Genomic DNA, 12,152 nt, shown 5'->3' on the forward strand with positions numbered 1-12,152 from the left:
GGCCGCCGTCGACCAGCACCTCGCTCACGCTCGTCTGCCAGCGAAAGCGCACGCCGTGGCGCTCCGCCGTGCGCACCAGAGCTTCGGCCAGCCGGTGCATGCCGCCCTCGATCACCCAGACGCCCTGCTGCTCGACATCGGCGACCAGCATCAGGGTGGCGGGCGCCAGGAAGGGCGACGAGCCGCAATAGGTGGCGTAGCGGCCGAACAGCTGGCGCAGGCGCGGATCGTGGAAGTGCTTGCCGAGCTCGCCCCACAGCGTGGCGAAGGGCGAGATCGCCAGCAGGTCGGGCAGCCGGCGCAGGCCGAGCCGGCGGATCAGGTCGTGCGGGCTGCGGCAGCGGGTGTCGCGCAGGAACGGACCTTCCAGGGTGTCGTAGATGCGGGCGGCGCGGGCGCAGAACGCGCGAAACCGCCTGGCCTCGGCGCTCCCTGCGAACATCCCGATCGCCTCGGCCGAGCGGGCCGGATCGGCGAACAGGTCGAGCCGCTCCGTCTCGCTCCAGGCGTGGCGGGCCAGGATCTCGAGCGGCCTCAGCATCAGCTCGTTGGTCAGCGCCGTGCCGGCCGCGGCGAACAGCTCCTCGAACACCCAGCGCATGGTGAAGACGGTGGGGCCGGCATCGATGCGGCGGCCGGCGACCGGCACCTCGCGCATCTTGCCGCCCGGGCCGGCCGCCGCCTCGACCACGGTGACGGCGAAGCCCGCGAGCGCGAGATCGAGCGCGGCCGCGAGGCCTCCCGTTCCGGCGCCTACGATGATTGCGGTGTCGCCCGCCACGCTCGCCCGATCCGGAGAAATACCGTTGAGTTCGATGCCTGGGTGTCTATACTGCGTGACAGTTTCGCATGACAATGGATCATTACATATCTTTGCCCGCCGTCATCAGGGGTAGCGCATGGATAGTAGCACACGGATCGAGCAGGCTCTGAACGCAGCTCTGGCCCGGGCCGAAACGCCCGCCGCGCCCTCGAAGCTCGCCTCGGCCATGCGGTATGCGGTGTTTCCCCGCGGTGCCAGGGTACGGCCGCGCCTCTGCCTCGCCGCGGCGCACGCCTGTGGCGACGACCAGCCGGGCCTCACCGACGCGGCCGCCGCGTCGATCGAGCTCCTGCACTGCGCCTCGCTGATCCACGACGACCTGCCGTGCTTCGACGACGCCGCGCTGCGGCGCGGCAAGCCCTCGGTCCACTGCGCCTTCGGCGAGCGGATCGCGGTGCTGGCGGGCGACGCGCTGATCGTGATGGCGTTCGAATCCCTCTCCTACGTCACCTGCTCGCCCGAGCGCCTGCCCAACGTGATGCGGATCGTCGGCCAGTCGGTCGGCATGCCGAGCGGCATCGCGGCCGGCCAAGCCTGGGAATGCGAGCCGTTCTGCGATCTCGTCGAGTATCACGAGCAGAAGACCGGCGCACTGTTCGCGGCCGCGACCATGCTGGGGGCCGCGGCGGCCGGCGCCGATCCGGAGCCCTGGCGGGTGGTCGGCGCGCAGCTCGGCCTCGCCTATCAGGTCGCCGACGACCTGCGCGACGCCGCCTCCGACGAGGAGGAGCTCGGCAAGCCGGTCGGCCGCGACGCCACCCTGGGCCGGCCCAGCGCCGTGCGGGATCTCGGCATCGGTGGCGCGATGCATCGCCTGGAGGACCTGGTGAAGGGCGCCATCGCGGCGATCCCGGTCTGCCCGGGCGCCGGCGACCTGCGCTCGCTGATCCAGTCCGAGGCGAAGCGGCTGGTGCCGAAGCGCCTGGCGGCCGCGGCGGCCTGAGGCGGCCGGCGGCCCTCCGTCACGATCATGGCCGGGCCCGTCCCGGCCATTCGGCGTTCATCGAACCGTCTTCGTCACCCGACCTCACCGCAGCGTCCGACCGCGCGCCTTTCGTCGCGGTCGCGCAGAAGGAGAACGGCGAAGTGAAGAACCCGGCGCCGCAGGAGCACGTCCCTTCGGTCTGGCGCGAGCGGTGGCTCGGGCTGCGCAACCGGTTGCTCGCCTCGCCGCGATTCCAGCGCTTCGCCGCCTCCTTCCCGCTCACCCGGCCGATCGCGCGGCGCCGCACGAGGGCGCTGTTCGATCTCTGCGCCGGCTTCGTCTACTCCCAGATCCTGCTCGCCTGCGTGCGGCTGCGGCTGTTCGACCGCCTCGCTGCCGGGCCGCTGACGGTCGGCGCCATCGCCGGCGGCACCGGACTGTCCGAGGACGCGGCGCGCCGCCTGCTCGCCGCCGCGGCGACGCTCGGCCTGGTCGAGGCCTGCGGCACCGACCGCTGGGGTCTCGGCGTCCACGGCGCGGCGCTGCTCGGCAATGGCGGCCTCGCCGATATGATCGAGCACCATGCGCTCCTTTATGCCGACCTCGCCGACCCGGTGGCGCTGCTCAAGGGCGAACTTCGCGACACCGCGCTGTCGCGCTACTGGGCCTATGCGGCGAGCCCGGAGCCCGGCGCGCTCGGGGCCGAGCACGTCGCGTCCTATTCGCGCCTGATGGCGGCCACCCAGGCCTTCATCGCCGACGAGGTCCTGGCCGCCGCGCCGCTCGGGGGGCGACGTCGCCTGCTCGATGTCGGGGGCGGGGAGGGGGCCTTCCTGGGCGCCGTAGGAGCCCGCCATCCCGGCCTCGATCTGATGCTGTTCGACCTGCCGGCCGTGACCGAGCGGGCGCGCGAGCGATTCGCCGCGGCGGGCCTGTCCGGGCGGGTGGCGGTCCATGGCGGCGACTTTCGGCGGGACCCGCTGCCGGCCGGTGCCGACACGATCTCGTTCGTGCGGGTCCTGCACGACCACGACGACGAGACGGTCCTGGCCCTGCTGCGCGCCGCCCGGCGGGCGCTGCCGGCCGGGGGGCAGGTGATGATCGCCGAACCGATGGCGGGAGCACCCGGCGCTGAGCCGGCCGGCGAGGCCTATTTCGGCTTCTACCTACTGGCGATGGGGCGTGGCCGGCCGCGCACGCCAGAGGCGCTGTACAGCCTTCTGGACGCTGCCGGCTTCGTCCGGCCGCGCCTCGTCAGGACGCGGAATCCTCTTCTTATGCAATTGGTTATCGCGGACGCACAGGGTGCTTGAGCGCACCTGACAATACGACTTGACATAGGGATGAGTAAGCGTAGGCTGACACTTCAGATCGGTTGTAAAGCCTGCTTGCGCCACGGCTAGAGACGCCTATGGACACAGTTGCGGTCGTCCTCGAGGAGCCTGAGCGCCTCGTGCTCAGTCGGCTCGATCTCTCCCATCCCGGCGACGAGGATGTGGTGGTCGATATCGACTGGAGCGGGATCAGCACCGGCACGGAGCGTCTGCTCTGGTCGGGCCGGATGCCGCCGTTCCCGGGGCTCGGTTATCCTCTGGTGCCCGGCTACGAGTCGGTCGGGCGGATCTCGTCGGCGGGCGAGCGCTCCGGACGGCAGGTCGGCGAGCACGTGTTCGTCCCCGGCGCGCGCTGCTTCGGCGAGGTGCGCGGTCTGTTCGGCGGCGCTGCGCGGCGGGTCGTGGTGCCCGGCGCCCGCGCGCTTCCCATCGCTTCCAATCTCAACGAGCTAGGCGTCCTCATGGCGTTGGCCGCGACTGCGCACCACGCCATGGCGGGGGCCGATCGGACGCCGCCGGATCTCATCGTCGGGCATGGCGTCCTCGGTCGTCTCCTCGCCCGACTGGCGGTGCTGGCGGGCGGGGAGCCGCCTACCGTGTGGGAGCGGAACGCCGGCCGCGCCCAGGGCGCGCAGGGCTACCGGGTCGTCGATCCGTCCGAGGATCCGCGACGTGATTACAAGGCGATCTACGACGTGAGTGGCGACTCCAAGCTGCTCGACACGCTGATCGCGCGGCTGGCGCCGCAGGGCCAGGTGGTTCTCGCCGGCTTCTACAGCGAGCCGCTCGGCTTCGCGTTCCCGCCCGCCTTCATGCGGGAGATCTTAATCCGGGTCGCCGCCGAATGGCGCGAGCCCGACCTCGCCGCCGTCCGCACCCTGATCGAGCAGGGGCGCCTCTCGCTCGACGGTCTGATCACGCACCGATGCGATGCCGCGGACGCGCCGACCGCGTACCGCACCGCGTTCAACGATCCCACCTGCCTCAAGATGATCCTTGACTGGAGAGGGTACGCATGAACGCGTCTGTGCCGCTCGACATGACCGACCGCCTGCGTGCCGAAGCCGCGATCGAGCCCGATCCGGTTCCGACCGGCGCGGCCAAGGCCACGCAGATCATCGCGATCTACGGCAAGGGCGGCATCGGCAAGAGCTTCACGCTCGCCAATCTCAGCTACATGATGGCCCAGCAGGGCAAGCGCGTCCTGCTGATCGGCTGCGACCCGAAGAGCGACACGACCTCGCTCCTGTTCGGCGGCCGCGCCTGCCCGACCATCATCGAGACCTCGTCGAAGAAGAAGCTCGCCGGCGAGGAGGTGTCGATCGGCGACGTCTGCTTCAAGCGCGACGGCGTCTTCGCCATGGAGCTCGGCGGCCCGGAGGTCGGGCGCGGCTGCGGCGGCCGCGGCATCATCCACGGCTTCGAGCTGCTGGAGAAGCTCGGCTTCCACGAGTGGGGCTTCGACTACGTGCTGCTCGACTTCCTGGGCGACGTGGTGTGCGGCGGCTTCGGCCTGCCGATCGCCCGCGACATGTGCCAGAAGGTCATCGTGGTCGGCTCCAACGACCTGCAGTCGCTCTACGTCGCCAACAATGTCTGCTCGGCCGTGGAGTATTTCCGCAAGCTCGGCGGCAATGTCGGCGTCGCCGGCATGGTGGTGAACAAGGACGACGGCACCGGCGAGGCGCACGCCTTCGCCGAGAAGGTCGGCATCCCGGTGCTCGCCGCCATCCCGGCCAACGAGGACATCCGCCGCAAGAGCGCGGCCTATCAGATCGTCGGACGGCCCGGCACCGAATGGGCGCCGCTGTTCGAGACGCTGGCCCTCAACGTCGCCGAGGCGCCGCCGCAACGGCCGAAGCCGCTCAATCAGGACACGCTGCTGGGACTGTTCAGCGGCGACACGGTCGGCCGCGACGTGGTGCTGCTGCCGGCGACCCAGGAGGACATGCGGGGCGGCAGCTTCGTGCCGAAGCCGTCGCTCGAAGTGATCTACGACACCGTCTGACCGGAGAGACACCAAGCATCATGTCGGAAGGCCGACCCGAGACTGCAGCCGTGACGACCGCCAGCGCGGAGGTGATCTACGACACCGCCGCTGCCGTGGCGCTGTCGAACGGCGCTGCGTCGCCCGCGACCGCCGAGGCGGTCGTCGCGACGGAGCCTCGGGCCGCCGCCGCCCCGACGTCCGGTGACGGCGTCGGCTGTCACGCCGGGGTCGCCGAGATGCGCAAGGCGGCGGCCGCGGCCGGCAAGTCCGAGACGCTCGATCGCTACGCCGCCGACTATCCGGTCGGCCCGCACGACCAGCCGCAGTCGATGTGCCCGGCCTTCGGCTCGCTGCGCGTCGGCCTGCGCATGCGGCGCACCGCGACGGTGCTGTCCGGCTCGGCCTGCTGCGTCTACGGCCTCACCTTCACGTCGCATTTCTACGGCGCCCGCCGCAGCGTCGGCTACGTCCCGTTCAACTCCGAGACCCTGGTCACCGGAAAGCTGTTCGAGGACATCCACGAGGCGGTGCACAAGCTCGCCGATCCGGCCCATCACGACGCCGTCGTGATCATCAATCTGTGCGTCCCGACCGCCTCGGGCGTGCCGCTGCAGCTGCTGCCCAAGACCATCAACGACGTCCGCGTCATCGGCATCGACGTGCCGGGCTTCGGCGTGCCGACCCATGCCGAGGCCAAGGACGTGCTGGCCGGCGCGATGCTGGCCTATGCCCGCGCCGAGGCCGAGCAGGGGCCCGTGCAGGCGCCGCGCGCCGGCAAGAGCGACAAGCCGACCGTGACGCTGCTGGGCGAGATGTTCCCGGCCGATCCGATCGGCATCGGCATGATGCTGGAGCCGCTCGGCCTCGCCGCCGGCCCGGTGGTGCCGACCCGCGAGTGGCGCGAGCTCTATGCGGCGCTCGACTGCGCCGTCGTCGCGGCGATCCATCCGTTCTACACGGCCTCGCTGCGCGAGTTCGAGGCGGCCGGCCGCAGCGTCGTCGGCTCGGCGCCGGTCGGATACGACGGCACGGCGGCCTGGCTCGACGCCATCGGCGCGGCCTGCGGCGTCGCCAAGGACAAGATCGACGGCGTCAAGAACCGGATGCTGCCGGCGATCCGCGCCGCGCTCGCCGCCTGCCCGGTGCGCGGCCGCATCACGCTGTCGGGCTACGAGGGCTCCGAGCTCCTGGTGGCGCGGCTGCTGATCGAGAGCGGCGCCGAGGTGCCGTATGTCGGCACGGCGTGCCCGCGCACCCGCTGGTCGGACGGCGACCGCGACTGGCTCGAGGCGCGCGGCGTGAAGGTGCAGTACCGCGCCTCGCTCGAGCAGGACATCGCGGCGGTCGACGCCTTCGCGCCCGATCTGGCGATCGGCACCACGCCGGTGGTGCAGCACGCCAAGCAGCTCGGCATCCCGGCGCTGTACTTCACCAACCTGATCTCGGCGCGGCCGCTGATGGGCGTCGCCGGCGCCGGCTCGCTCGCCGCCGTCTGCACCACCGCGATGGCCAACAAGGCGCGGTTCGACGCGATGACGGAACTGTTCCGCGGCGTCGGCACCGGCGACACGGCGGGCGTCTTCGAGGATGTGCCGAAGCCGCGTCCCGAATACCGCGAGAAGATGCGGCGCCAGCTCGCCGCCCAGGCCAAGAAGCGCAAGTCGGAGGAGATGATCTGATGCTCCTCCTCGATCACGATCGCGCCGGCGGCTACTGGGGCTCGGTCTACGCCTTCACGGCGATCAAGGGCCTGCAGGTGATCATCGACGGCCCGGTGGGCTGCGAGAACCTGCCCGTCACCGCGGTCCTGCACTACACCGACGCGCTGCCGCCGCACGAATTGCCGGTCGTCGTCACCGGCCTGTCCGAGGCCGAGCTCGGCCAGCACGGCACCGAAGCCGCGATGAGCCGCGCTCACAGGACGCTCGATCCGGACCTGCCGTCCGTGGTCGTCACCGGCTCGATCGCCGAGATGATCGGCGGCGGCGTGACGCCGGAAGGCACCGGCATCCGGCGCTTCCTGCCGCGCACCATCGACGAGGACCAGTGGCAGAGCGCCAACCGGGCGATCAACTGGCTGTGGACCGAGTTCGGCCCCAAGAAGGTGCCGGACCGCAAGCCGCGCCAGCCCGGCGAGAAGCCGCGCGTCAACATCATCGGACCGATCTACGGCACCTTCAACATGCCGTCCGATCTGGCCGAGATCCGGCGTCTGGTCGAGGGCATCGGCGCCGAGGTGAACATGGTGTTCCCGCTCGGCAGCCACCTGGCCGACATCCCGCGGCTCGCCGACGCCGACGTCAATGTCTGCCTGTATCGCGAGTTCGGCCGGCTGCTGTGCGAGACGCTGGAGCGGCCCTATTTGCAGGCGCCGATCGGCCTGCACTCGACGACCAAGTTCCTGCGCAAGCTGGGCGAGCTCACCGGCCTCGATCCCGAGCCGTTCATCGCCCGCGAGCTGCACACCACCGTGAAGCCGCTGTGGGATCTGTGGCGCTCGGTGACCCAGGACTTCTTCGGCACCGCCAGCTTCGGCATCGTCGCGACAGAGACCTACGCCCGCGGCGTCCGGCATTTCCTCGAGGAGGAGATGGGGCTGCCGTGCCGGTTCGCGATCGCCCGCTCGGCCGGCCTGAAGACCGACAACGCCGCGGTCCGCAAGGCCGTGCACGAGACGACGCCGCTGGTGCTGTTCGGCTCTTATAACGAGCGCATGTATCTGGCCGAGATCGGCGGCCGCGCCGCCTTCATCCCGGCCTCGTTTCCGGGCGCCATCGTGCGGCGCCACACCGGCACGCCCTTCATGGGCTATGCGGGCGCGACCTACCTGGTGCAGGAGGTCTGCAACGCCCTGTTCGACGCGCTGTTTCACATCCTTCCGCTCGGCTCGACGCTCGACACCGTGGAGGCGACTCCGTCGCGCCTGCACCGCGAGCTGCCGTGGGAGGACGCTGCCAAGATCGCGCTCGACCGGCTGGTCGAACGCGAGCCGGTGCTGGTGCGGATTTCCGCCGCCAAGCGCCTGCGCGACGCCGCCGAGCGCGGTGCGCGCAATGCCGGCGAGGAGCGCGTGACCGCCGATCGTGTACTCGGCGTGAACGCCACGGCGATGGGAGAGCCGGCATGACCGCCACGCTCCCGCGCCGCGCCTCGACCGCCGTCATTTCGACGTTTGGTGTTTCACGCGGTGCGCCTGCGCCCGCGATCAATCATTCAACAGGAGGGTATCGTCATGGCTGAGAGAACGGAACGCCTCTCGGTGGGCCATACCGCGAAGGAAACCATGGACTATCGGTTGATCTTCGCGGCGGCCTTCGTGGCCTTCCTGCTGGAGGCCATCGGGCGCCGGCTCTTGGTGCGCGTCGCGCGTATGAGCCAGGAGTCCGGGGACAGGTCCGTCATCGCCGAGGCGCGCGCGGCCGCCTGCAAGTATGTCCCGTTCGCCTTCATGGGATGACGGTTCCTCACGAGTTTCGCCCGGCGTCTTGCCGGGCGAGAGATCGTCGTGGCTCGCCACGACTTCCCAAGCCGCGCGGGATGGGCGCGGTAACGGCCGCAAGGCCAATCATCGGAGAGTATCTCCATGGCTGATAAGTCTCTGTCCGGTCTGACAGAAGCCGAAGCGAAGGAGTTTCACAGCGTCTTCGTCTCCAGCTTCCTCGGCTTCGTCGTCGTCGCCGCGATCGCTCACGTCCTCGCGTGGATGTGGCGTCCGTGGGCGAAGAACGCCTCGGTCGTCGACGGCATGAACGTGGCGGTCAGCCACCTGGCCTCGTACCTTTCGTAGGAGGGAAGAACAATGTGGCGCGCTTGGCTCCTTTTCGATCCGCGTCGTACGCTGGTCGCTCTTTTCACGTTCCTGTTCGGTCTGGCTCTGCTGATCCACTTCATCCTGCTCAGCACCGACCGGTTCAACTGGCTCGAGTCCCCGCGCGCGAAGCCCGCCGCGGCGGCCCAGAACGCTCCGCTTCCGCCTGCGAAGTAGGATCGACCAGAAAGGACGGCGGACGAGCTGTCGGCGCCTTGCTCGGCTCGTCCGCCGCCGATGTGCAATGAGCAGGCAGGCCGCGCGCGAGCCTGCCGGCCGGTGTCGATCGGGGGATCCCAACAATGGCCATGCTCAGTTTTGAACGAAAATACCGCGTCCGTGGAGGTACGCTGATCGGCGGGGACCTCTTCGACTTCTGGGTGGGGCCGTTCTATGTCGGCTTCTTCGGAGTCACGACGGTTTTCTTTACCTTCCTCGGCACGGCACTCATCATTTGGGGCGCGGCCCTCGGGCCGACCTGGAACCTTTGGCAGATCAACATCGCACCGCCGGATCTGAGCTACGGGCTCGCGCTCGCACCGCTCAGGGAAGGAGGGCTGTGGCAGCTCATCACCGTGTGCGCACTCGGCGCGTTCTGCTCCTGGGCATTGCGCCAGGCGGAAATCGCCCGCAAGCTCGGCATGGGCTATCACATCCCGGTCGCGTTCAGCTTTGCCATCTTCGCTTACATCGCCTTGGTCGTCATCCGGCCGCTGCTCATGGGCGCCTGGGGGCACGGTTTCCCCTACGGCATCATGAGCCATCTCGACTGGGTGTCGAACGTCGGGTACCAGTACCTGCACTTCCACTACAATCCCGCGCACATGATCGCGATCACGTTCTTCTTCACGAACGCGCTCGCGCTCGCCATGCACGGGTCCCTGATCGTCTCGGCCGCCAATCCACAGGCGGGCGAGGTGGTGAAGGGGGCGGAACACGAGAACACGATCTTCCGGGACACGATCGGCTACTCGATCGGCACGCTCGGCATTCATCGCCTCGGCCTGTTCCTTGCGGTCAGTGCGGCGTTCTGGAGCGCCATCTGCATCATCATCAGCGGCCCGTTCTGGACACGCGGCTGGCCTGAGTGGTGGAGCTGGTGGCTCGACCTCCCGATCTGGCGCTAGGAGGGGTCCATGGCTGAATACCAGAACATCTTCACCCAGGTGCAGATCCGGGGTCCCGGCTACGCCGGCGTGCCGCTGGAAGGCACCGCGGGCTACAGGGTGGGCCAGGGATTCTTCTCCTACTGGCTGGGCAAGCTCGGCGACGCCCAGGTCGGACCGGTTTATCTCGGTTGGACCGGCCTCGCCTCGCTGCTCTGCGGCTTCATCGCGTTCGAGATCATCGGCCTGAACATGTTCGCCTCGGTGAACTGGGATCCGATCCAGTTCGTCCGGCAACTGCCGTGGCTCGCTCTCGAGCCGCCGGCGCCCGCCTACGGCCTCAAGATTCCGCCGCTCAACGAGGGCGGATGGTGGCTGATGGCGGGGTTCTTCCTGACGCTCTCGATCCTGCTCTGGTGGGTGCGGGTCTATCGGCGTGCACGCCTGCTCGGGATGGGAACCCATCTCGCCTGGGCGTTCGCGTCGGCGATCTTCCTGTACCTGTCGCTCGGCTTCTTCCGCCCGATCCTGATGGGCGCCTGGGCCGAGGCCGTTCCGTTCGGGATCTTCCCGCATCTCGACTGGACGGCGGCATTCTCGATCCGCTACGGCAACCTGTTCTACAATCCCTTCCACATGCTCTCGATCGCGTTCCTGTATGGCTCGGCGGTGCTCTTCGCGATGCACGGCGCGACCATCCTGGCCGTGAGTCATTTCGGCGGTGAGAGGGAGGTCGAGCAGATCGTCGATCGCGGAACGGCCTACGAGCGGGCGGCGCTGTTCTGGCGCTGGACCATGGGCTTCAACGCCACGGCGGAATCCATCCATCGCTGGGGTTGGTGGTTCGCGGTCCTGGTCACTCTGACGGGCGGCATCGGAATCCTGCTGACCGGCACGGTGGTCGACAATTGGTATCTCTGGGCCGTCAAGCACGGCGTGGCACCGATGTATCCCGCGGTGTTCCCGTCCGTGACCGACCCGAACCTGATTCCGGGGGGCTAGCCATGAGCGTCTTCACGATGCGACTGCTGGCCGGGATCTCCGCAGCCCTCGCTTTCCTGCTGGTGTACTACGCTTTCGAGTTCCCACCGGTGGACAGCGTGCAACGCGGCTATCGCGGACTCGCGATGGAGGAAAACTCCAATCCGCGGGTCGACCGGGCCAAGGTGAGAGCCAATCAGCTGCCCGAGCCGGCGCCGGAGACCGACAAGGCCGGTCAGAAGGCGTCGGAGGTCTACACCAACCTCAAGGTTCTCGGCGACATGGACGCCAACGAGTTCCTGAGGCTGATGACGGACATGACGACCTGGGTGTCGCCCGAGCAGGGCTGCGCCTACTGCCACGACGAGAACGATCTCGCCGCGGATCGCCCGTACACCAAGATCGTCTCCCGGCGCATGCTGGAGATGGTCCGGTACATCAACGGAAGCTGGAAGACGCACGTGGTCGACACGGGCGTCACCTGCTGGGCCTGCCACCGCGGCCAGCCCGTTCCGGCGAGCGTCTGGTACAACGACGCTCCGCGGACGGCGCAGGGTGCGGCGGGCAACCGCGCCGGCCAGAACGTCGCCTCGGCGGCGGGTGGCCTCACGGCGCTGCCGGTCGACCCGTTCACGCCCTTCATCAAGGAAGGTGCGGATGTTCGGGTGATCTCCGGCACGGCGCTTCCGGCGGGCAATCGGGCGTCGATCAAGCAGACCGAGTGGACCTACAGCCTGATGATGCACATCTCCAAGGGGCTGGGGGTCAACTGCACGTACTGCCACAACTCGCGGTCCTTCTTCGCGTGGGACCAGAGCACTCCGCAACGGGCCACCGCCTGGTACGGCATCCGGATGACGCGTGACATCAACACGCAATTCCTCGAGCCGCTCACGCCGGTGTTCCCCGCGTCCCGCCTCGGGCCGCTGGGAGACGTCGCGAAAGTGAACTGCGCCACCTGCCACGAAGGTGTCTACAAGCCGCTCTACGGCGCCAGCATGATCAAGGATTATCCGATCCTGGTCGGGCCGACTCCGGCGCGGACGGCGTCTGCCGCTCCGGGAGCGAAGTGAGAGACTGAGCATGGCCATGCGGGTCGCCCACGGGCGGCTCGCCGGCGATGCGGCGGACCGCACGAGACCGGCGTCGTCGACCGAAAGGCCGACGGCGCCGTTTTCGTGTCCG

General features: G+C 69.1%; 13 protein-coding genes. 12 read left to right on the forward strand and 1 reads right to left on the reverse strand.

Annotated features, from left to right (window positions below):
- On the reverse strand, positions 1 to 781 hold a 781-nt coding region (locus CH341_RS05045), incomplete at its 3' end, for a phytoene desaturase family protein (RefSeq protein ID WP_170149479.1).
- 118 nt (positions 782 to 899) lie between these two features.
- Between CH341_RS05045 and CH341_RS05050 the strand changes: the two genes are divergently transcribed.
- From CH341_RS05050 to pufC, 12 genes are all read left to right on the forward strand, one after another.
- The gene (locus tag CH341_RS05050; RefSeq protein WP_111417942.1) at positions 900 to 1,766 is read left to right on the forward strand and encodes a polyprenyl synthetase family protein; all 867 of its coding nucleotides are present in this window, start codon (positions 900 to 902) and stop codon (positions 1,764 to 1,766) included.
- 143 nt (positions 1,767 to 1,909) lie between these two features.
- A complete protein-coding gene (locus CH341_RS05055; protein WP_111417943.1) occupies positions 1,910 to 3,061 on the forward strand; it encodes a methyltransferase in 1,152 nt (383 codons plus the stop codon).
- Between the two features lie 98 nt (positions 3,062 to 3,159).
- A complete protein-coding gene (gene bchC / locus CH341_RS05060; RefSeq protein WP_111417944.1) occupies positions 3,160 to 4,101 on the forward strand; it encodes a chlorophyll synthesis pathway protein BchC in 942 nt (313 codons plus the stop codon).
- Positions 4,098 to 5,090, forward strand: a complete 993-nt coding sequence (locus CH341_RS05065; RefSeq protein ID WP_111417945.1) for a chlorophyllide a reductase iron protein subunit X — start codon at positions 4,098 to 4,100, stop codon at positions 5,088 to 5,090. Before bchC ends, CH341_RS05065 begins: the two co-directional genes overlap by 4 nt.
- Before the next feature lie 101 nt (positions 5,091 to 5,191).
- Positions 5,192 to 6,751, forward strand: coding sequence for a chlorophyllide a reductase subunit Y (gene bchY, locus CH341_RS05070; RefSeq protein WP_425376150.1), 1,560 nt, complete (start codon positions 5,192 to 5,194; stop codon positions 6,749 to 6,751).
- Complete coding sequence (gene bchZ / locus CH341_RS05075) at positions 6,751 to 8,199, forward strand: chlorophyllide a reductase subunit Z (RefSeq protein WP_111417947.1); 1,449 nt, start codon at positions 6,751 to 6,753, stop codon at positions 8,197 to 8,199. Before bchY ends, bchZ begins: the two co-directional genes overlap by 1 nt.
- A 105-nt stretch (positions 8,200 to 8,304) precedes the next feature.
- Positions 8,305 to 8,529 carry a hypothetical protein gene (locus CH341_RS05080; protein WP_111417948.1) on the forward strand — a complete coding sequence of 75 codons (225 nt, stop codon included), beginning with the start codon at positions 8,305 to 8,307 and terminating at the stop codon, positions 8,527 to 8,529.
- A 126-nt stretch (positions 8,530 to 8,655) separates the two neighbouring features.
- Complete coding sequence (gene pufB, locus CH341_RS05085) at positions 8,656 to 8,859, forward strand: light-harvesting antenna LH1, beta subunit (protein ID WP_111417949.1); 204 nt, start codon at positions 8,656 to 8,658, stop codon at positions 8,857 to 8,859.
- 12 nt (positions 8,860 to 8,871) lie between these two features.
- Positions 8,872 to 9,057 (forward strand): light-harvesting antenna LH1, alpha subunit, encoded by a 186-nt coding sequence (pufA, locus tag CH341_RS05090; protein WP_111417950.1) that lies wholly within the window; start codon positions 8,872 to 8,874, stop codon positions 9,055 to 9,057.
- A 125-nt stretch (positions 9,058 to 9,182) separates the two neighbouring features.
- A complete protein-coding gene (pufL, locus tag CH341_RS05095) occupies positions 9,183 to 10,007 on the forward strand; it encodes a photosynthetic reaction center subunit L (protein WP_111417951.1) in 825 nt (274 codons plus the stop codon).
- Between the two features lie 9 nt (positions 10,008 to 10,016).
- On the forward strand, positions 10,017 to 10,988 hold the full coding sequence (gene pufM / locus CH341_RS05100; protein WP_111417952.1) for a photosynthetic reaction center subunit M: 972 nt from the start codon (positions 10,017 to 10,019) through the stop codon (positions 10,986 to 10,988).
- 2 nt (positions 10,989 to 10,990) lie between these two features.
- On the forward strand, positions 10,991 to 12,040 hold the full coding sequence (gene pufC / locus CH341_RS05105; protein ID WP_111417953.1) for a photosynthetic reaction center cytochrome PufC: 1,050 nt from the start codon (positions 10,991 to 10,993) through the stop codon (positions 12,038 to 12,040).
- Positions 12,041 to 12,152: the final 112 nt, after the last annotated feature.

Origin of the sequence: Rhodoplanes roseus (genome assembly GCF_003258865.1) — a bacterium.
GTDB classification, from domain to species: Bacteria; Pseudomonadota; Alphaproteobacteria; order Rhizobiales; family Xanthobacteraceae; genus Rhodoplanes; species Rhodoplanes roseus.

Coding starts and splice junctions, on each gene's coding strand:
- CH341_RS05050 (WP_111417942.1), top strand. CDS start 900: ATGGATAGTAGCACACGGATCGAGCAGGCTCTGAACGCAGCTCTGGCC.
- bchC (WP_111417944.1), top strand. CDS start 3,160: ATGGACACAGTTGCGGTCGTCCTCGAGGAGCCTGAGCGCCTCGTGCTC.
- CH341_RS05065 (WP_111417945.1), top strand. CDS start 4,098: ATGAACGCGTCTGTGCCGCTCGACATGACCGACCGCCTGCGTGCCGAA.
- bchZ (WP_111417947.1), top strand. CDS start 6,751: ATGCTCCTCCTCGATCACGATCGCGCCGGCGGCTACTGGGGCTCGGTC.
- CH341_RS05080 (WP_111417948.1), top strand. CDS start 8,305: ATGGCTGAGAGAACGGAACGCCTCTCGGTGGGCCATACCGCGAAGGAA.
- pufB (WP_111417949.1), top strand. CDS start 8,656: ATGGCTGATAAGTCTCTGTCCGGTCTGACAGAAGCCGAAGCGAAGGAG.
- pufA (WP_111417950.1), top strand. CDS start 8,872: ATGTGGCGCGCTTGGCTCCTTTTCGATCCGCGTCGTACGCTGGTCGCT.
- pufL (WP_111417951.1), top strand. CDS start 9,183: ATGGCCATGCTCAGTTTTGAACGAAAATACCGCGTCCGTGGAGGTACG.
- pufM (WP_111417952.1), top strand. CDS start 10,017: ATGGCTGAATACCAGAACATCTTCACCCAGGTGCAGATCCGGGGTCCC.
- pufC (WP_111417953.1), top strand. CDS start 10,991: ATGAGCGTCTTCACGATGCGACTGCTGGCCGGGATCTCCGCAGCCCTC.